This is a genomic window from Sphingomonas sp. SRI_018, assembly GCF_057586275.1.
In genome coordinates this window covers 1091018-1108890 of the sequence record NZ_JBYCZO010000001.1, presented here as the reverse complement: position 1 = coordinate 1108890, position 17873 = coordinate 1091018, and the positions used below count along the sequence as shown (strand labels likewise).

The window sequence follows — 17873 nt, the reverse complement described above, 5'->3', positions numbered from 1 at the left end:
TCCCAAGTCCCGGCGGGAGACGATGATGGCTGAACGCGAGTCGATGCCTTACGACGTGGTGATCGTCGGCGCCGGGCCGGCGGGGCTGTCGGCGGCGATCCGGCTCAAGCAGCTCGCCAACGAGGCCGGCGCCGAGCTCAGCGTGTGCGTGCTGGAGAAGGGATCGGAGGTCGGTGCGCACATCCTGTCGGGCGCGGTGGTCGATCCGCGCGGGCTCGACGAGCTGATCCCCGACTGGCGCGACAAGGGCTGCCCGCTCGCCGAGGTACCGGTGACGGACAACCAGCACTGGATCCTTGGCAGGAAGGGCAAGTTCGCGCTGCCGCACCTGCTGACGCCGCCGTTCATGCACAACAAGGGGACCTATACCGGCAGCCTCGGCAACCTCTGCCGCTGGCTGGCGGAACAGGCGGGGGAGCTCGGCGTCGAGATATTTCCTGGCTTCGCGGCCGCGGAGGTGCTGTTCAACGACGACGGATCGGTAAAGGGTGTCGCCACCGGCGACATGGGCGTCGCGCGCGACGGCACGCACAAGCCGGATTACCAGCCAGGGCTGGAGCTTCATGCCAAATACACGTTCCTCGGCGAGGGGTGCCGCGGGCATCTGACCAAGGAGCTGATCCGTACCTTCGACCTTGCGAAGGACAGCGACCCGCAGATCTACGGCCTCGGCGTCAAGGAGCTGTGGGACATCGATCCGGCCAAGCACGTGCCGGGGCGGGTGATCCACACTCAGGGCTGGCCGCTCAGCGAGGTCAAGGGCTCGAACGGCGGCGGGTTCCTCTACCATCAGGCGAATGGGCAGGTCGCGCTCGGGTTCGTCACCTGGCTCAACTACACCAATCCCTATCTCTCGCCGTTCCAGGAGATGCAGCGCTGGAAGACGCATCCGGCGATCGCGGAGATATTGGCGGGCGGCAAGCGTGTCTCCTACGGCGCGCGGGCGATCAGCGACGGGGGGCTGCAGTCGATCCCGAAGCTGGTGTTCCCGGGCGGCGCGCTGATCGGCGACAGCGCGGGCTTCCTCAACGTGCCGCGGATCAAGGGCAGCCATACCGCGATCAAGTCGGCGATGATGGCGGCGGAGGCGGCCTTTGCGGCGATCCAGGCGGGGCGGGCGCACGACGAGCTGATGGCCTATCCGGAGGCGTTCGAGACCAGCTGGGTCAAGAAGGAGCTGTCGGTCGTCCGCAACGTGGCGCCTCTGGTCAAGAAGTTCGGGGACTTCATCGGCTCCGGCCTGTCGGGCATCACCATGTGGCTGGAGCATTGGGGCATCAAGGTGCCGTTCACGATGCACCACCATCCCGACAACGAGACGCTGTGGCGCAAGGACCTGGTCAAGCCGATCGTCTATCCCAAGCCCGACGGCGTGCTGACGTTCGACCGGCTCTCCTCGGTGTTCCTGTCGAACACCAACCATGAGGAAGACCAGCCGGTCCATCTGACGCTGCGCGATCCGGATATTCCGATCGCCTATGATCTGCCGCTGTTCGACGAGCCGGCGCAGCGCTATTGCCCGGCAGGCGTTTACGAGGTGGTGGGCGAGGACGTGGGCGAGCCGCGGTTCGTGATCAACGCGCAGAACTGCGTCCACTGCAAGACGTGTGACATCAAGGACCCGACCCAGAACATCAACTGGGTGGTCCCCGAAGGCGGCGGAGGGCCGAATTATCCGAACATGTAGCGTCCTTGTTGCCGGTATCGCCGCGGCGTTCATCGCGGTGCCGGCCCATGCCGACGTGCCGCAGTCGCTCGCGGCCTACGTCAAGGCGCGCGCCGCCGACGCCGACGGCGCGGTGGAGGCCGCCTCGGCCGCCTATGGCGCGGCGTTGGCGGGATCGCCCAGCAATCCGGTGGTGGCGATCCGCGCCTATCGCGAGGCGCTGGCGGCGGGCGACCTGGCGCTGGCGCGGCAGGCGGTCGCGGTGCTGCAGTCGGCGGGCGTGGCGCCGGCCGACACCGCCGTGCTCGCTGCCGCCGACGCGGTCGCCGCGCGCGACTGGGAAGCGGCCAATGCCGCCGCCGACCGGATGGCCAACGGACCGCTCGAGTTCCTGGGACCGGTGATCAAGGCCTGGGTCGCGTTCGACCGCGGCGATGCCGGGGCCGCCAAGCTGCTGGACAAGGGCGACAGCGGCCTTGCCCGGCGCTTCAATGCCGAGAATCGCATCTTGCTGTTGATCGCGGGCGGCAAGATCGATGATGGTGTGACCGAGCTGCGTATCCTGCTCGGCGCCAGCGCTGGCAACCTCGATCTTCGCGTCAATGCCGCCGAGCTCCTCGCCCATGGCGGCCGTGATGATCTGGCCCGGGCGGTGATCGCCGGCGACGATCGCGTGCTGACGGCGCTGCGGGAGCGGCTGGGCGACGGCGTGGAGCCGAGCGCGGCGTTCGGGGTGTCGCGGCTCTTCACACGTCTCGCAGCCGATCTGGTCCGGGGCGAGGCGCGGCCGCTGGCGATCGTGCTGGGCCGCGCGGCGATGCTGCTCGATCCGCAGGATGATCGCGCCCGGCTGATCCTCGCCGACGCCCTCTCCGCCGACGGTGCGGAGCGGCGGGCGATCACCCTGCTCGACGAGGTGGGACCCGAATCGATCTATGCCGCCCCGGCGCTGACGGCCAAGGTGACGGTGCTCGATCGCGCGGGCGAGGATCGTCGCGCGCTGGAGACTGCCGGAGCGGTCGCGCATGCCAAGGGCGCCGACGCCGAGGACATGCAGCGTTACGGCGACATGCTGGTGGCAGCCGGGCGTTACGGCGAGGCCGCCGATGCCTATGCCCAGGCGATGACGCGGGTGGAAGGCAGTCCCGGCTGGATTCTCTATCTCCAGCGCGGCGGCGCGCTGGAGCAGGCGGGCCGTTGGGCCGAGGCCAGGCCGTTGCTCGAGAAGGCGGTGGCACTGGCGCCCGACCAGGCGGTGGCGCTCAATTATCTGGGTTATGCGCAGCTCGTTCGGGGCGAGAATGTCGCCGGCGCCCGCGCCATGCTGGAGCGCGCGGTCAAGCTCGAGCCCAACGACGCCGCGATCGCCGATTCGCTCGGCTGGGCCTATGTCCAGACCGGCGATCTCACCAGGGCGATGCCGCTGCTTGAACGTGCGGCGCGGGCCGAGCCGGCGGACGTCACCATCCAGGAGCATCTCGGCGATGCCTATTGGCGGCTCGGCCGCCGCTACGAGGCGCGCTACGCGTGGCGGGCAGCGTCGGTCCACGCCGGGAGCGAGGATGCGGCGCGGCTGTCGGGCAAGCTCTCTGCCGGACTCAAGTGACGGCGATGATCGTCGAGCCTGCGCGGGCCAAGCTCAACCTCGCCCTCCACGTCCGCGCCCGGCGCGAGGACGGTTATCATGAACTGGAGACGCTGTTCGCCTTCACCGAATTTGGCGACGAGCTGCGCCTGAGCGATGCCGAGGCGCCGTCGTTCACCGTCACGGGGCCGTTTGCCGAGGCGTTGGCGCGGGAGGACGACAACCTCGTCACGCGGGCCGCCGAGGCCTTCTCCGCTGCGTTCGGGCCGTTGCCGCCGCTTCGCACCGAGTTGGTCAAGCGCCTGCCAGTCGCCTCGGGACTCGGCGGCGGCTCGGCCGATGCCGCCGCGATGCTGCGGGCGCTGGCGCAGCGGACGGGCATCGATCCGGCGATGCTCGCGGATATTGCGGCCGAGCTGGGGTCGGATGTCCCTGCCTGCCTGTTGGGCCGCACCGCGATCGGACGGGGCAGGGGCGAACGGCTGGAGCCGGTTGGCGGACTGCAGGGCGCGCCGGTGCTGCTGGTCAACCCCGGTGTGGCAGTCGCGACGCGCGAGGTGTTCGCGCGCTGGGACGGTGTAGACCGGGGGGCGCTGCCGGTCGGCGATGCGTCTGTGATCGCGAGCGAGGGGCGCAACGACCTGGAGTCGCCAGCCCGCGCGGTGGCGCCCGCGATCGGCGAGGTGCTGGAGCTGCTCGCCGCGCAGCCGGGGAGGCTCCTCGTCCGCATGTCGGGTTCGGGCGCGACCTGTTTTGCGCTGTGCGCCGATGCCGCCGCGCGCAACCGCGCCGCGACTGCCATCCGGGCCGCGCGGCCGGGCTGGTGGTGTCTCGAAACGATCCTGTCGTGACACTTCTCTGTCTCTCTTCGGTACGTATCGGCGTGCTCATCGACCTCCCGCAGAGGGCGGAGGTGATTGGCATGGCGCTTGCTGTAATCATCGACAGCGGATCAGACGCCGGGAGCGAGCCGTCCGCCGATGGCCTACGGTCCGTCCGCGCGCCATCTCCCGCCCTCCGGGGCGCCGCATGATCACCTGGTCGCGCGACGGCGCCATTGCCCGGATCACGCTCGATCGGCCGGCGCAGCGCAACGCGATTCCGACCGCCGGCTGGCTGATGCTGCGCGATGTCGTCGCCGAGATCGGCCGATCAGACGCTCGTGCCGTGATCTTCTCCTCGGCAGTGCCGGGGAGCTTTTCCGCCGGCGCCGATCTTGCCGATCTGGGCGCGCTCGCCTCCGATCCGCCGGCCAGGACCACCTTCCGCGAAGCGATGCGCGCCGGGATCGAGGCGGTGGCTGCGCTGCCGATGCCGGTGATCGCGGCGGTGGATGGCGGTTGCTATGGCGCCGCGGTCGCATTGGCGCTTGCCGCGGACTTCAGGATCGCCGGTGACGGCGCGGTGTTCGCGACCACGCCGGCCAAGCTGGGCATCGGCTATCCAGGCGAGGACGTCGCGCGGCTGATCGACAGGGTCGGGCGCGGGCAGGCGGCGCGGATGCTGCTCGTCGCCGATCCGACCGACGCCGATGAAGCATATCGTATCGGCCTGGCCGAGCTGCGCGCGCCCGACGCTTTGATCGCCGCGGACTCCTTCGCCGAGCGCATCGCGACGCTCGCGCCCGATGCGGTGCGGATGCTGAAGCGGACGCTCGCCGATCCGCATTCTCCTGCAGTTGCCCGCGATTTCGACGCTGCGTTCGGTGGCACCGAGTTCGCCGAGCGGCTGACCGCCTTTCGCGAGCGCAAGCGATGAACCCCGAGATCCTGCCCGGCAGCGGCGACGTGCTGCTGCTCTGCGACCATGCCTCCAACGCCATTCCGCCCGGCATCGACCTCGGCGTCGCGTCCGACCTGCTCGACCGCCACATCGCGATCGACATCGGCGCGGGGCCGCTCACACGCGCGCTTGCGGCCGCCATCGGCGCCCCGGCGGTACTCGCCACCGTCTCGCGCCTGGTGATCGACCTCAATCGTGAAGCCGATCATCCGACGCTCATCCCGGCGACCAGCGACGGCCACGCAATCCTGGGCAACGGCACTGTCGATCGTTTCAAGCGCATCGCCCGCTTCCATGCACCCTATCACCGCGTCGTCGCCGCCGAAGTGCGGGCAAGGCGGCCGCGGCTGATCCTCGGCATCCACAGCTTCACGCCGCGGCTCGAGAGCGGCAATGCGCCCGAACGGCGCTGGGAGATCGGCATCCTCTCCAACCGCGACCGCCGCGCTGCGGAGCCGGCGATCGCTTTCCTCGAGGGAGAAGGGCTGATCGTCGGGGACAACGAGCCCTATTCGGGCCGCGTCCTCAACGCGACGCTCAACCGCCATGCGGAGGGGCAGGGCACCCCTTCGGTCGGCATCGAAGTGCGCAACGACCTGATCCGCGACGAGGCCGGCGTGGCGCGCTGGACGGAAATTTTGACGCGAATGATCGCTGCGGTGCGCAATGACCTTGCGTCGAAGGCCCTTCCCGCGACATAGGCGCCGCGTCATGGCTCATCAATTCGACAAATCCCGCCTGCCCAGCCGTCACGTCTCGGTCGGGCCCGAACGCGCTCCGCACCGCAGCTATTATTATGCGATGGGGCTCACCGAGGAGCAGATCGCGCGCCCGTTCGTCGCGATCGCCAGCGCCGGCAACGACAGCGCGCCGTGCAATACGGCGCTCGATCCGCAGGCGGACGCCTGCCGCGGCGGGGTGGAGGCTGGCGGGGGCCTGCCGCGCCGGTTCAACACCATCACCGTCACCGACGGCATCGCGATGGGCCATCAGGGGATGAAGGCGTCGCTCGTCAGCCGCGAGGTGATCGCCGATTCGATCGAACTCAGCGTGCGCGGCCATTGCTACGACGCGCTGGTCGGCTTCGCGGGGTGCGACAAGTCGCTGCCCGGCATGATGATGGCGATGCTGCGGCTCAATGTGCCGTCGATCTTCGTCTATGGCGGCTCGATCCTGCCCGGCCGGTTCGAGGGACGTGACGTCACAGTCAAGGACGTATTCGAGGTGGTAGGGCGCTACGCCGCCGGCACTTGCCCGATCGAGGACGTCCATGCGCTCGAGAAGGTCGCCTGCCCGGGGCATGGCGCGTGCGGCGGACAATATACCGCCAATACGATGGCCTGCGTCGGTGAGGCGATCGGATTATCTTTGCCGAACAGTAATATGTTGCCGGCACCTTATAGCTCGCGTGAGCAGGTTGCCCATGCCGCGGGCGTTCAAGTGATGGAACTGCTTGCCGCCAACATCCGTCCGCGTGACATCTGCACGCGCGAGGCGTTCGAGAATGCCGCGCGTATCGTCGCGGCGACCGGCGGCTCGACAAACGGGGCACTGCACCTTCCGGCGATGGCGAACGAGGCGGGGATCGATTTCGACCTGTTCGACGTGGCGGAGATATTCAAGTCAACGCCTTACTGCGCAGACCTGCAACCGGGCGGGCAGTATGTCGCGAAGGACATGTACGAGGCTGGCGGGGTCTACATGCTGATGAAGACGCTGCTTGCCGAGGGGCTGCTTCACGGCGACTGCATCACCGTCACCGGCCGGACGCTGGGTGAGAATATCGAGCAGGTGACGTGGAATCCCGACCAGAAGGTGATCTACGACGCCCGCACCCCGATCACGCCCACCGGGGGTGTGGTCGGCCTGCGCGGCTCGCTGGCGCCCGATGGCGCGATCGTGAAGGTCGCGGGGCTGCATCACCTTCAGTTCGAAGGGCCGGCGCGGGTGTTCGATTGCGAGGAGGATGCCTTTGCCGCGGTCGAGGCGCGCGACATCGCAGAGGGCTGCGTGATCGTGATCCGCTACGAAGGGCCGAAGGGCGGCCCGGGGATGCGCGAGATGCTGGCGACCACCGCTGCGCTCTACGGGCTCGGCATGGGCGAGAGCGTCGCGCTGATCACTGACGGCCGCTTCTCGGGCGCGACGCGGGGCTTCTGCATCGGCCATGTCGGACCGGAGGCGGCGGAGGGCGGTCCGATCGCGCTGGTCGAGGACGGCGATCCGATCCGCATCGACGCGGAGGCGGGCACGATCGACCTGCTGGTCGACGAGGCCGTGCTCGCCGAGCGCAAGGCGCGCTGGCGGCCGCGGGTCAACGATTATCAGTCGGGCGCATTGTGGCGCTATTCGGAGACGGTCGGTCCGGCGTACAAGGGCGCGGTCACGCACCCGGGAGCCGCTGCCGAACGCCATGTCTACGCGGATATCTAGCCTCGCCGTCCTGCTCCTGCTCCTGCTCGCCGCGTGCGGGCAGGCGTCCGATACCGGCAATGCCGAGCAGGCGGCGGGCGATCGCATCGACTGCGCTCCGCCGGGAGCGCAGGGGTTTTCGCGCGTGTGCACGGTCGATCGCATGCGGTCGGATGAAGGGCTGGTCCTGACGGTGCATCAGCCCGGCGGCGGCTTCCATCGGCTGCGCACCACCCGGGACGGGCGCGGGGTCGTCGCGGCCGACGGGGCGGAACAAGCGGCGGTGAGCGTGGTCGATCCGCGGACGATCGAGGTCGCGATCGGGGGAGCGCGCTATCGGCTGCCGGCGACGGTGGGGCCGATCCCGAAACGATGAGGCGGATTCCGGAAGGCGCGCCGATCGTCACCGCCGCGGCGATGCGCGCTGCGGAGGAAGGGGCTTTCGCGCGCGGCGTTTCGCAGGACGAATTGATGGAGCGGGCCGGCGCGTCGGTCGCGCTTGAGGTGGCGCGGCTGGCGGGCGGGCGGCGGATTCTGGTGCTGGCCGGGCCCGGCAACAACGGCGGCGATGCCTGGGTGGCGGCGCGCTGGCTGGCGAGGCGGGGCCATGACGTCAACGTGGCGGAGCTTCCCGGAAAGGGCGAAGGCTCGGCGGGACGGATGCGGGCGCGGTGGACGGGTGCGGTGACGCCGCTCGGCGAAGCGGCGGCGCGGCCGGTGCTGGTCGACGGGCTGTTCGGCACCGGGATCACCCGCCCCCTCGTGCCCGAGGTGGCAGCGTCGCTGGCGCGGCTGACGCGAGCGGCGGAGCTCGTCGTCGCGATCGACATTCCCTCCGGCGTCACCACGGAAGGGGATGGGCTCGATGTCGATGTCACCGTCGCGCTAGGCGCGCTGAAGCCGGAGCATGTGCTGGGGCGGGGGATCGCCCGCAGCGGGCATGTGCTGCTCGCCGACATCGACGTGCCGGTAGCGACGGATTGGCGGACGATCGCCCGCCCCAGGCTCGCCGCGCCGGAGCCGGGGGCGCACAAATACAGCCGCGGCATGGTCGGCGTGATCGCCGGCGCGATGCCGGGCGCCGCGCGTCTGGCGGCGCGGGCGGCAATGCGCTGCGCGGGTTACGTGGTGCTCGCCGGCGCCGAGGGCGGGCCGGATGCGCTCGTCCATCGCGAGGTCGAAGATCTGTTCGACGACGAGCGGATCGGCGCGCTGGTCATCGGGCCGGGACTGGGCGGCGGCGGCTCGGGCCTGCTCGACAAGGCCATCGCGAGCGACCGGGCGCTGGTGCTGGATGGCGATGCGCTGTCGATCCTCGGGAATGACGCGGTCGACCGGTTGCGGGCGCGGCAGGCGCCGACCGTGCTGACCCCGCATTCGGGCGAGTTCACGCGCATGTTCGGCGAAGGCGAGGGCGGCAAGATCGAGCGTACGCTCGCGGCGGCCGGGGCAAGCGGCTGCACCATCGTCCACAAGGGCGCGGACACGGTGATCGCCTCGCCCGGGGGGAGCGTCGTCGTCGAGGCGGCCGCGCCGTCATGGCTGGCGAGCGCCGGGACGGGTGACGTCCTCGCCGGGCTGGTCGCCGGGCGAATCGCTGCCGGCGGATCGGCGGAGGAGGCGGTGTGGCTGCACGCGCGGGCAGCCGAGATCGTGGGCCCGGCGCTGATCGCGGACGAGCTGATCGACGCGCTTCCCCGGGCGATCGCGGAATGCCTGTGACGGACACGATCGTGCGCGTCGCCGCGCGCGGCGACGGGGTGACCGCGGACGGGCGCCACGTCGCGCTTGCGGCGCCCGGCGATGTGATCCGTCCGGACGGCAGCGTCGACCCGGGTATCCATCATCAAGCGCCGCCGTGCCGGCATTTCCCAGTGTGTGGCGGATGCCAGCTTCAACATCTTGATGAAGAAAGTTATTCCTCCTTCGTTTTTGACCGGATCGCTGGCGCGCTGAGGGCTCAGGGCCTGAGCGCCGCGATCCGTCCGCCGGCGCTGTCGCCGCCGCGCACGCGTCGCCGGGCGACGCTTCACGCCGAACGGCGGGGGCGGCAGGTGCTGCTCGGCTTCACCGAGGGCGCCAGCCATCGCATCGTCGACATGGCCGAATGCTGGGTGCTCACGCCGGAGTTGTTCGCCCTGCTGGCACCGCTCAGGAAGCTGCTCGCGGCGCTGATGCCGGAGCGTGGGCGGGCGAACGTGCATCTCGCGTCGACCGATCGCGGACCGGACGTGCTGATCGAAGCGCGGATTACCGAGAGCCTCACGGTCGCGGAGGAGGTCATCGCCTTTGCCGGCCGAAACGGGCTGGCGCGGTTCGCGGTGGACGAGGGGATGGGGCCGGAGGTCCGCTGGGAGCCCGAGCCGGTGACGATCGCCCTCGGCGGCGTGCCGGTGCCGTTCCCGCCGGCGAGCTTCCTCCAGGCGACCGTGCATGGCGAGGCGGCGCTGGTCGCGGCGGTGCGCGAAGCAGTGGATGGCGCGATGGCCACGGCCGACCTGTTCGCTGGGCTCGGTACCTTCACCTTTGCCCTTCCTGGAAAACTCTATGCCGCCGAGGCCGCGCGTGACGCGGTGCTGGCGCTCAAGGCCGCGGCGGGACGGGCCGGACGGCCGGTGTTCGCCGAGCATCGCGATCTGTTCCGGCGGCCGCTGGTGCCGGCCGAGCTCGATCGCTTCGACGCGATCGTGCTCGATCCGCCACGGGCCGGCGCGCGCGAGCAGGCGGTGCAGCTCGCCGCCTCGCGAGCCGCACGGATTGCCTATGTTTCATGTAATCCCAGTAGCTTCGCGCGTGATGCGAAGATCATATGCGAAGGCGGCTATCGCCTCGACTGGGTCCAGCCGGTCGGCCAGTTCACCTGGTCGATCCATGTCGAGCTGGCGGCGGCGTTCAGCCGCTAGGTACACCATTTCCTGTCATCCCGGCGAAGCCGGGATCCAGAGCCAAGTAGGATGTCGCTTGCGACCCTGGATCCCGGCTTTCGCCGGGATGACGTCGGAAGGGGCCGTCACTCCCCCGGATAATCGGCGCGGATGAAGTAGAGCCCGTCGGGCGGCGCGTTGAGGCCGAGCGCAGCGCGGTCGCGCGCCTCGAGCGCGCGGCGCATGTCGTCGGGCCGCCACTTGCCCTGGCCGACCAGCGCGAGGCAGCCGACCATCGAGCGCACCTGGTGATGCAGGAACGAACGCGCCGAGGCGTAAACGGTGATGCGGTCGCCCTCCGCTTCCACCTCGAGCCGGTCGAGCGTGCGCACCGGATTGTCGGCCTGGCAGTGCGCCGAGCGGAAGGTGGTGAAGTCATGGCGTCCGACGAGATGCGCGGCGCCCTCGGCCATCGCCGCGGCGTCGAGCGGGGCGTGGATGCGCCAGGCCAGCCCCTTCTCGAAGGTGAGCGGCGCGCGGCGCACGGCGATGCGGTACTCGTAGTGGCGCGCGATGCAGGAGAAGCGGGCGTGCCAGTCATCGGGCACTACTTCGCAGCCGAGGATCGCGACCGGGGCAGGGCGCAGGCGGGCGTTGAGCGCCTCCATCAGGCGGAAGGGCGTAAGCGGCTTGGCGATGTCGCAATGGGCGCGCATCCCCGTCGCGTGGACGCCCGTGTCGGTGCGGCCGGCGGCCTGGACCAGCACCTCCTCGCCGGTGACCTCATAGGCCGCCCGCTCGATCGCTTCCTGCACGCTGGGGCCATGATCCTGCACCTGCCAGCCCATGAAGGGGCGGCCGTCATATTCGATGGTGAGCGCGAAACGGGTCATGCGAGCTCGACCCCCTGCGGCACCGGGAAGCCCCGCAGCAATTCGTCCGACGCCATGACGCCGCGGCCGGCCCGCTGGACCGATGTCGGCCGGATCGCGCCCGATCCGCAGGCGATCGTCAGCCTGTCGTCGAGCACGGTCGCGGCCGGCCCGCTCGCCTCCACCAGGTCCGCCGCGAGCACCCGGACCCGCTCTCCCCTGACCTCGAAGAAGGCGCCCGGCGGATTGAACGCGCGTACCTGCCGCTCGACCGCCTCGGCCGGTTGGGTGAAGTCGAGCCGCCACTCCGCCTTGTCGATCTTGGCGGCGTAGGTGACGCCGTCCTCCGGCTGCGGCACTGGCGGATACCGGTCGAGGCTGGCCAGCACCTCGACCATCAGCTCCGCGCCCCTCGCTGCGAGCTCGGCGGTGAGCTCGCCGGCGGTCTTGGCGTCGATCGGCGTGCGGGCCTCGGCGCGGACCGGACCGGTGTCGAGGCCGGTTTCCATCTGCATGATCCCCACGCCGGTTTCGGCATCGCCCGCCAGGATCGCGCGCTGGATCGGCGCGGCCCCCCGCCAGCGCGGCAGCAACGAGGCATGGACGTTGAGGCAGCCGTGCCGCGGCGCGTCGAGCACCGGGCGCGGCAGGATCAGGCCGTAGGCGGCGACGACCGCAATGTCCGCCTCCAGCGCCGCGAAATCGGCCTGCGTCGCGGCATCGCGCAGGCTCGCGGGCGTCCGTACCCCGATGCCCAGCACTTCGGCGCGCGCGTGCACCGGCGAGGGCACCAGCGCTTGACCGCGGCGCCCGCCCGGGCGCGGAGGCTGGCTGTAGACGGCGATGACGTCGTGCCCGGCCGCCACCAGCGCATCGAGCGTCGGCACGGCGAAGTCGGGCGTTCCCATGAAGATGATCCGCATCGCGCCTCAGGACACCGTGGCGTCCGCGCGCGCAACCCCCTATCTGTTCCCACATGGCTTCTCCCGAAATCGAGGCGCTGACCAATGCGCTGGCCAAGCTGCCCGGGCTCGGCCCCCGTTCGGCGCGGCGCGCGGTGCTCCATCTCATCAAGCGGCGCGAGGCGGCGCTGGGGCCTTTGCTGTCGGCCTTGAGCGCGGTGAACGAGCGGCTGTCGACCTGTTCGACCTGCGGCAACGTCGACACCACCGATCCCTGCACCGTCTGCGCCGATCCGCGCCGGGACGCGCGGTCGCTCTGCGTGGTCGAGGAGGTCGCCGACCTCTGGGCGCTGGAGCGCTCGCGGCTGTTTCCGGGGCGGTTCCATGTGCTCGGCGGGCGGCTGTCGGCGCTGGAGGGCGTGCGGCCGGAGGACCTTGCGATCGACGGCCTGATCCGGCGCATCGCCGCGGGCGGGATCGACGAGGTGGTGCTGGCGATGAACGCGACGCTGGAGGGGCAGACCACCGCCCACTACATCGCCGAGCGGATCGAGACCTATCCGGTGCGCGTGACCCAGCTCGCGCACGGACTGCCGGTCGGCGGTGAGCTCGACTATCTCGACGAGGGCACGCTGGCGCAGGCATTGCGCGCGCGCCGGCCGGTGGCATAGCCACGTCCTTCGGCGCTCGCTTGACGCTCATGGGCGGGAGGCTTAGCTCGGCCGCATGACGGTAATGACGATCCTCGAGATTCCCCATCCGGGCCTGCGCGAGGTTGCCGCGCCGGTCGCGGCGATCACCGACGAGACGCGCGCGCTGATCGACGACATGTTCGAGACGATGTACGATGCGCGCGGCATCGGCCTCGCCGCGACGCAGGTCGGCGTGCTCCAGCGCGTGGTGGTGATCGACCTGCAGGAGCCGGAGGAGCCCGAGGGCGAGCCGGTGCGCGATCCCAAGGTGTTCGTGAACCCGGAGCTCACCTGGACCAGCGAGGAAACCGCGACCTACAACGAAGGCTGTCTTTCAATTCCCGAGCAATATGCCGAGGTCGAGCGTCCCGCACGTTGCAAGGTGAAGTGGCTCGATCGCGACGGGGCCTCCCATGAGGAGGAGTTCGACGGGTTGATGGCGACCTGCATCCAGCACGAGATCGACCATCTGAACGGCGTGCTGTTCATCGATCACATCTCGCGGCTCAAGCGCGACATGATCGTCAAGAAGTTGGCGAAGGCGCGCAAGGCGGCGGCGTAGAGCCGGTCCCCGCCTGAGCTCCTGCGGAGGCAGGAGCTTTGGATCATGGCTACATCGTTTGGGGCCGGCGCTCTTGCCTTCGCAGGAGCAGGTCCTTTCGACGGGTCAGGTGCCGCAGTAGATCAGGCCGATCGGCTGGAAGCTTTTCGCTTCGACCATCATCGCCTTGGCGGATTCGGCGAAGCGGAGCGTGATCCGGTCCTTGGCGGCCGGTGCCTCGGCATAGCAGGTCGCCGCGATGTCGTAGCCGCCGGGAACGGTTTCGACGTCGTCGAAGTCGCAGGAGACCTCGCCTGCGGTGGCGAGATGACGCTGGGCGAATGTCCATGCACCCGAGCGGCAAAGCTCGGGCTTCGCCGCCCAGGTTCCGACATAGCGGAACTCCGTGCTCGCCGGCGGGAGGCTGGTACCGGGTTTCGCCGGAGAAATAGCGGGTGTCGCGTTGGATTGTGGCGGCGGGCTTGCTGGCGAGAGAGGGGGCACCGTCGCGACTACCGCATTGGTGGCTGCGTCGGCCGCATTGTCGCTTGCGGAAGGCGAACACGCGATGGCCAGGCAGGATAGCGGCAGGGCGACGACCGATCTCATGCCGTCGCAAACTCCGCCGGCGACATGACGTTCCGCTTGTCGATCCGGCGGTGGGCGGATAGGTTCGCCCTCTGTTCCGATTTGCGCGAGATATGATGAGCACCACCGCCGTCCTGTTGATCCTGGTTGCCCTGGCCGTTGGCGTGGCGCTCGGCTGGTTCCTCGGTAATCGCGGCACTGCCCAGGCCCGCGCGGAGCGCGACATGCGCGAGGCCGACTTCAAGGCGGCGATCGCCGACCTCGCTGTCGCCTCCGAGCGGGTGCGCGAGATGCCCGAGCTGCGCGAGGCGCTGGAGATCACGACGCGCGAGCGCGACATCGCCCGGCTCGAGCTGATGGAGCTCAAGACCAAGGCGAGCGCCTTCGAGGACCGGCTCGCCGAGTTCAAGGCGGCGCGCGAGGCAATGGTCGGCCAGTTCCGCGAGACCGCGCAGACGATGTTGAGCGAGGCGCAGGCGAACTTTCTCAAGCGCGCGGACGAGCGGTTTGGCCAGGCTGGTGAAGCAAATGAAGCCAAGATCAAAGCTTTGCTGGCACCTGTTGAGACTACGTTGAAGCGTTACGAGGAGGGGCTCGCCAAGGTCGAACGCGATCGGATCGACAGCTATGCCGGCCTGCGCGAGGCGGTGGAGCAAGTGCGCGCGGGACAGGGCCAGGTGCGTGAGGAAACGGCGCGCCTCGTCAATGCATTGCGTACCAGCCCCAAGGCGCGGGGCCGCTGGGGCGAGCAGTCGCTGCGGAACGTACTGGAGCAGGCGGGCCTCTCGCCTTTCGCCGATTTCGAGCAGGAAGTGGTGGTCAACAGCGACGACGGCGTGCTCCGGCCCGACGTGATCGTGCGGATGCCGGGCGGGCGGCGGCTGGTGGTCGACGCCAAATGCTCGCTCAACGCCTTCCTCGACGCGAGCGACGCGATCGACGACGAGACGCGAAACGCGGCGCTTCGGGCCCATGCCGCCTCGGTGCGCAACCATGCCCAGCAACTTGGCTCCAAAAGCTATTGGGACAAGTTCGGCGATGCGGCCGACTATGTCGTGATGTACATCCCCGGCGAGCATTTCCTGTTCGCCGCGCTCGAGCAGGACCCGCAGCTGTGGGAATGGGCGATCGAGCGCAAGGTGCTGCTGGCGACGCCGACCAACCTTGTCGCGATCGCGCGGACCGTCGCCAACATCTGGCGGCAGGAGAAGCTGGTCGAGGAGGCGCGGGCGATCGACGCGCTCGGCAAGGAGCTGCACGAACGGCTGGCGGTGGCGGCGACGCACCTCAGGCGCGTCGGCGGCGGGCTCAATTCGGCGGTCGACAACTACAACAAGTTCGTCGCGAGCTTCGAGGGGCGCGTGCTCGTCTCGGCGCGGCGCTTCCGTGATCTCAGCGTCGGCACCGGCGCGCGCGAGATCGAGAATGTCGAGACGGTCGACGCGCTCGCCAAGCCCACCGTCGGCGACGTCGCGCTGCTGCCGGTCGCCGGGGAGGACGCCGAAGAGAATGGGGGCGAGGAGCCTAGCGTGCGCGCCGCAGAGTGACGCTGCCGGTCTTGTTGGCGAGCGTCAGCGTGTCGCGGCCCCAGCGGAGCCGCACGGGCGAGGCCAGCACGGCGAGGACGTGGGATTCGACCTTCATCGCAGCGCCGGGGCAGGCCATCTGCGTCGCCATGATCGGGCCGGGTCGCAATAGTCCGTCGCGCGTGAAGCGGTAGGTGCCGCCGAGGCTGTTGCAGCCGGCGCGGCCTTCGATGCGGTCGGCGGTGAAGCGGATCCGGTTGGCGCGAGGCTCCAGCCGGACCGGCCGCCCATCGATCGCGGCGATCGACCAGCGCGTGCCGGCGAGGTTGCTGTTTTCGCTCACGATCTCGCCGCCGCAGCCGTTCAGCGTGCGGCGGCCGATCGTCACGCGGACCGTGTCGGCATAGCGCCGATCGCTCATGCCGTCGCTGCATTGGACATGGGTGATGTCGACCGTCAGCGTGCGCGTGCGGTAGAGTTCGCCGTTGATGCCGACGATCGGTCGTGGCTTGCGGACGGTGACGGGACGGCCCTCGATCGGGCGGTAGGTGATCGTGGTCCGGTCGATGGTCAGCGACCAGAACGGCTCGGTGCCGGCCGCACGATAGGCGGCGGCGCGCTCTTCGGCGAGCGCGGGGGTGACGAACAGCGTGGTTCCGGCAAGCAGCAGCAGGGTCTTCATGGCGTCGCTCCTTCACCCGTCTCGCTGGCGTAACGATCGTGAACCTGCGCTGGCTCCATTGTTCATCTCGGACAGCCACGAAACTGTCCATCGCGTGCTCCTACGCCCTGGCCACAGTGTATCGCGCTGGCGGCCTACGCTCCTGCTTTCGCAGGAGCACAGAATTTCTAGCCGCGCACCTGCGCCAGCACCTCATAGGCCATCACCGCCGTCGCCACGGCGGCGTTGAGGCTGTCGGCCTTGCCGAGCATCGGGATCTTGACCAGCAGGTCGCACTCGGCCGCCATGTGGTCGGGCATGCCCTGCGCCTCGTTGCCGGTGAGAAGGAAGGTCGGCGCCTGGTAGCGCGCTCCGCGATAATCGTTGCTGGTGTCGAGGCTCAGGCCGACGAGCTGGCCGGGGCCCGAGCGGAGCCAGGTACGGAACTCGTCCCACGAGGCGCGGGCGACGGGCACCGTGAAGAGCGCGCCCATGCTGGCGCGCACCGCCTCGACCGAGAAGGGATCGACGCATTCGTCGAGCAGGATCAGCCCGCCCGCCGCGACCGCGTCGCCGGTGCGTAGGATCGTACCGAGATTGCCGGGATCGCGCAGCCGCTCGGCGACCAGCCAGATCGGGGCGGCGGTGCGGTCGAGCGCATCGAGCGATGTCGCGAATTCGGGATAGACGCCGATCACCGCGCCGGGATTGTCCTTGCCCGAAAGCTTGGAGAGGATGTCGGGCGTGGTCGCGATCGCCTCGCCGCCGGCAGCTTCGGTGGCGGCGATCAGCGCCCGGACGAGCGGATGGCCGTCGTCGGCGAAGAAGAGATGTTCGGGAAGCCGCCCCGCCTCACGCGCCTCGGTGAGGATACGCAGCCCCTCGGCGAGGAAACGGCCTTCTTCGCGCCGATGCCGCTTGTCGCGCAGGTTGCGGACGCGCTTGACGAGGGGATTGGAGAAAGCGGTGATCTCGCGGGGCATGGCCGAGCGTTAGCCGACCCGTCACCCCGGCGGAAGCCGGGGTCTCGTGCGGTAAGCGAACAGCATGTGGCGGGAGATTCCGGCTTTCGCCGGGATGACGGTATCGTCTCAATCCTCCCCGAACCGCTGCTCCACCAGCTCGGCGAGCGCGGTGACGGCGGCTTCGGCGTTGTCGCCGGTGGCGCTGATGGTGATCTCGTCGCCCATCGCCGCGCCCAGCATCATCAGCCCCATGATCGAGGTGCCGGTGACGCTCGATCCGTCCTTCTGGACCAGGATCTCGATCGGTTGCGAGGACGCGAGGGTGACGAACTTGGCGCTGGCGCGCGCGTGGAGGCCGCGGCGATTGACGATGCGGACGGTCCGGCTGACCTTCAAGCTGCGGCCTCTCCCAACACTTCCGATGCGACGGAAATATATTTGCGCCCGGCATCCCGCGCGGCGGCGACGGCCTCGGCCACCTTCATCGCCTTGCGCGCGCCGCCCAGCCGGATGAGCATCGGCAGGTTGATGCCCGCGATCACTTCCACCCGGCCCGGCACCATCAGCGAGATGGCCAGGTTGGAGGGCGTGCCGCCGAACAGGTCGGTCAGCACGATCACGCCGCTGCCGTCGTCGACCTTGGCGATCGCCTTGGCGATGTCGGCGCGGCGCGCTTCCATGTCGTCCTCGGGCCCGATGCAGATCGAGGCGACAGCCGCCTGCTTGCCGATGACATGCTCCATCGCCGTCACGAACTCCACGGCGAGTCGCCCGTGAGTCACCAGAACGAGGCCGATCATGCGGTCATTGTCTCCGT

Annotated in this window: 19 protein-coding genes; 12 read left to right on the top strand and 7 right to left on the bottom strand. The window is 69.6% G+C overall.

What is annotated here, in order from left to right:
- The first annotated feature begins 25 nt into the window (after nucleotides 1–25).
- The 9 genes from AC2YHA_RS05215 to AC2YHA_RS05175 all read left to right on the top strand — a co-directional run bounded on the left by AC2YHA_RS05215 (nucleotide 26) and on the right by AC2YHA_RS05175 (nucleotide 10348).
- Entirely contained in the window at nucleotides 26–1687 is a 1662-nt protein-coding gene (locus AC2YHA_RS05215; protein ID WP_487400632.1) for an electron transfer flavoprotein-ubiquinone oxidoreductase, read from the top strand.
- 37 nt (nucleotides 1688–1724) lie between these two features.
- The gene (locus tag AC2YHA_RS05210) at nucleotides 1725–3272 is read left to right on the top strand and encodes a tetratricopeptide repeat protein (RefSeq protein ID WP_487400631.1); all 1548 of its coding nucleotides are present in this window, start codon (nucleotides 1725–1727) and stop codon (nucleotides 3270–3272) included.
- A gap of 5 nt (nucleotides 3273–3277) precedes the next feature.
- Nucleotides 3278–4102, top strand: a complete 825-nt coding sequence (locus tag AC2YHA_RS05205) for a 4-(cytidine 5'-diphospho)-2-C-methyl-D-erythritol kinase (protein WP_487401703.1) — start codon at nucleotides 3278–3280, stop codon at nucleotides 4100–4102.
- 178 nt (nucleotides 4103–4280) lie between these two features.
- Nucleotides 4281–5009, top strand: coding sequence for an enoyl-CoA hydratase/isomerase family protein (locus tag AC2YHA_RS05200; protein ID WP_487400630.1), 729 nt, complete (start codon nucleotides 4281–4283; stop codon nucleotides 5007–5009).
- On the top strand, nucleotides 5006–5734 hold the full coding sequence (locus AC2YHA_RS05195) for an N-formylglutamate amidohydrolase (protein WP_487400629.1): 729 nt from the start codon (nucleotides 5006–5008) through the stop codon (nucleotides 5732–5734). The genes AC2YHA_RS05200 and AC2YHA_RS05195 overlap by 4 nt, the downstream gene beginning before the upstream one ends.
- Before the next feature lie 10 nt (nucleotides 5735–5744).
- Nucleotides 5745–7466 (top strand): dihydroxy-acid dehydratase, encoded by a 1722-nt coding sequence (gene ilvD, locus AC2YHA_RS05190; RefSeq protein ID WP_233782344.1) that lies wholly within the window; start codon nucleotides 5745–5747, stop codon nucleotides 7464–7466.
- Nucleotides 7447–7821: a hypothetical protein gene (locus tag AC2YHA_RS05185; protein WP_487400628.1), complete on the top strand. Its 375-nt coding sequence runs from the start codon at nucleotides 7447–7449 to the stop codon at nucleotides 7819–7821. The genes ilvD and AC2YHA_RS05185 overlap by 20 nt, the downstream gene beginning before the upstream one ends.
- Complete coding sequence (locus tag AC2YHA_RS05180; RefSeq protein ID WP_487400627.1) at nucleotides 7818–9167, top strand: NAD(P)H-hydrate epimerase; 1350 nt, start codon at nucleotides 7818–7820, stop codon at nucleotides 9165–9167. Before AC2YHA_RS05185 ends, AC2YHA_RS05180 begins: the two co-directional genes overlap by 4 nt.
- Entirely contained in the window at nucleotides 9158–10348 is a 1191-nt protein-coding gene (locus AC2YHA_RS05175) for a class I SAM-dependent RNA methyltransferase (RefSeq protein WP_487400626.1), read from the top strand. Before AC2YHA_RS05180 ends, AC2YHA_RS05175 begins: the two co-directional genes overlap by 10 nt.
- Nucleotides 10349–10455: 107 nt before the next feature.
- Here the strand turns inward: AC2YHA_RS05175 and truA are convergent, their stop codons facing one another.
- Nucleotides 10456–11202, bottom strand: coding sequence for a tRNA pseudouridine(38-40) synthase TruA (truA, locus tag AC2YHA_RS05170; RefSeq protein ID WP_487400625.1), 747 nt, complete (start codon nucleotides 11200–11202; stop codon nucleotides 10456–10458).
- Nucleotides 11199–12104 (bottom strand): methionyl-tRNA formyltransferase, encoded by a 906-nt coding sequence (fmt, locus tag AC2YHA_RS05165; RefSeq protein ID WP_487400624.1) that lies wholly within the window; start codon nucleotides 12102–12104, stop codon nucleotides 11199–11201. Before fmt ends, truA begins: the two co-directional genes overlap by 4 nt.
- A gap of 53 nt (nucleotides 12105–12157) precedes the next feature.
- Between fmt and recR the strand changes: the two genes are divergently transcribed.
- Nucleotides 12158–12754 (top strand): recombination mediator RecR, encoded by a 597-nt coding sequence (gene recR / locus AC2YHA_RS05160; RefSeq protein WP_487400623.1) that lies wholly within the window; start codon nucleotides 12158–12160, stop codon nucleotides 12752–12754.
- Nucleotides 12755–12809: 55 nt separating this feature from the next.
- Complete coding sequence (def, locus tag AC2YHA_RS05155) at nucleotides 12810–13337, top strand: peptide deformylase (protein WP_487400622.1); 528 nt, start codon at nucleotides 12810–12812, stop codon at nucleotides 13335–13337.
- 105 nt (nucleotides 13338–13442) lie between these two features.
- Here the strand turns inward: def and AC2YHA_RS05150 are convergent, their stop codons facing one another.
- Nucleotides 13443–13925 (bottom strand): hypothetical protein, encoded by a 483-nt coding sequence (locus AC2YHA_RS05150; protein ID WP_487400621.1) that lies wholly within the window; start codon nucleotides 13923–13925, stop codon nucleotides 13443–13445.
- A 95-nt stretch (nucleotides 13926–14020) separates the two neighbouring features.
- Here AC2YHA_RS05150 and AC2YHA_RS05145 point away from each other — a divergent pair, with 95 nt between their 5' ends.
- Nucleotides 14021–15451: a DNA recombination protein RmuC gene (locus AC2YHA_RS05145; protein ID WP_487400620.1), complete on the top strand. Its 1431-nt coding sequence runs from the start codon at nucleotides 14021–14023 to the stop codon at nucleotides 15449–15451.
- On the opposite strand, the gene AC2YHA_RS05140 is transcribed toward AC2YHA_RS05145, so the two are convergent.
- The 4 genes from AC2YHA_RS05140 to AC2YHA_RS05125 all read right to left on the bottom strand — a co-directional run bounded on the left by AC2YHA_RS05140 (nucleotide 15429) and on the right by AC2YHA_RS05125 (nucleotide 17856).
- Entirely contained in the window at nucleotides 15429–16112 is a 684-nt protein-coding gene (locus tag AC2YHA_RS05140) for an META domain-containing protein (protein ID WP_487400619.1), read from the bottom strand. The genes AC2YHA_RS05145 and AC2YHA_RS05140 overlap by 23 nt on opposite strands.
- A 167-nt stretch (nucleotides 16113–16279) precedes the next feature.
- A complete protein-coding gene (locus AC2YHA_RS05135; RefSeq protein WP_487400618.1) occupies nucleotides 16280–17074 on the bottom strand; it encodes a TrmH family RNA methyltransferase in 795 nt (264 codons plus the stop codon).
- A gap of 108 nt (nucleotides 17075–17182) precedes the next feature.
- On the bottom strand, nucleotides 17183–17452 hold the full coding sequence (locus tag AC2YHA_RS05130) for an HPr family phosphocarrier protein (protein ID WP_233782356.1): 270 nt from the start codon (nucleotides 17450–17452) through the stop codon (nucleotides 17183–17185).
- A complete protein-coding gene (locus tag AC2YHA_RS05125; protein WP_233782357.1) occupies nucleotides 17449–17856 on the bottom strand; it encodes a PTS sugar transporter subunit IIA in 408 nt (135 codons plus the stop codon). The genes AC2YHA_RS05130 and AC2YHA_RS05125 overlap by 4 nt, the downstream gene beginning before the upstream one ends.
- Between the last annotated feature and the right edge of the window lie 17 nt (nucleotides 17857–17873).

Bases quoted from the DNA above. Each gene is read 5' to 3' on its own strand.
- ilvD (WP_233782344.1), top strand. From the start codon at position 5,745: ATGGCTCATCAATTCGACAAATCCCGCCTGCCCAGCCGTCACGTCTCG.
- fmt (WP_487400624.1), bottom strand. From the start codon at position 12,104: ATGCGGATCATCTTCATGGGAACGCCCGACTTCGCCGTGCCGACGCTC.
- AC2YHA_RS05140 (WP_487400619.1), bottom strand. From the start codon at position 16,112: ATGAAGACCCTGCTGCTGCTTGCCGGAACCACGCTGTTCGTCACCCCC.
- truA (WP_487400625.1), bottom strand. From the start codon at position 11,202: ATGACCCGTTTCGCGCTCACCATCGAATATGACGGCCGCCCCTTCATG.
- AC2YHA_RS05145 (WP_487400620.1), top strand. From the start codon at position 14,021: ATGAGCACCACCGCCGTCCTGTTGATCCTGGTTGCCCTGGCCGTTGGC.
- AC2YHA_RS05150 (WP_487400621.1), bottom strand. From the start codon at position 13,925: ATGAGATCGGTCGTCGCCCTGCCGCTATCCTGCCTGGCCATCGCGTGT.
- AC2YHA_RS05175 (WP_487400626.1), top strand. From the start codon at position 9,158: ATGCCTGTGACGGACACGATCGTGCGCGTCGCCGCGCGCGGCGACGGG.
- recR (WP_487400623.1), top strand. From the start codon at position 12,158: ATGGCTTCTCCCGAAATCGAGGCGCTGACCAATGCGCTGGCCAAGCTG.
- AC2YHA_RS05200 (WP_487400630.1), top strand. From the start codon at position 4,281: ATGATCACCTGGTCGCGCGACGGCGCCATTGCCCGGATCACGCTCGAT.
- AC2YHA_RS05135 (WP_487400618.1), bottom strand. From the start codon at position 17,074: ATGCCCCGCGAGATCACCGCTTTCTCCAATCCCCTCGTCAAGCGCGTC.
- def (WP_487400622.1), top strand. From the start codon at position 12,810: ATGACGGTAATGACGATCCTCGAGATTCCCCATCCGGGCCTGCGCGAG.
- AC2YHA_RS05180 (WP_487400627.1), top strand. From the start codon at position 7,818: ATGAGGCGGATTCCGGAAGGCGCGCCGATCGTCACCGCCGCGGCGATG.
- AC2YHA_RS05205 (WP_487401703.1), top strand. From the start codon at position 3,278: ATGATCGTCGAGCCTGCGCGGGCCAAGCTCAACCTCGCCCTCCACGTC.
- AC2YHA_RS05125 (WP_233782357.1), bottom strand. From the start codon at position 17,856: ATGATCGGCCTCGTTCTGGTGACTCACGGGCGACTCGCCGTGGAGTTC.
- AC2YHA_RS05185 (WP_487400628.1), top strand. From the start codon at position 7,447: ATGTCTACGCGGATATCTAGCCTCGCCGTCCTGCTCCTGCTCCTGCTC.
- AC2YHA_RS05195 (WP_487400629.1), top strand. From the start codon at position 5,006: ATGAACCCCGAGATCCTGCCCGGCAGCGGCGACGTGCTGCTGCTCTGC.
- AC2YHA_RS05215 (WP_487400632.1), top strand. From the start codon at position 26: ATGGCTGAACGCGAGTCGATGCCTTACGACGTGGTGATCGTCGGCGCC.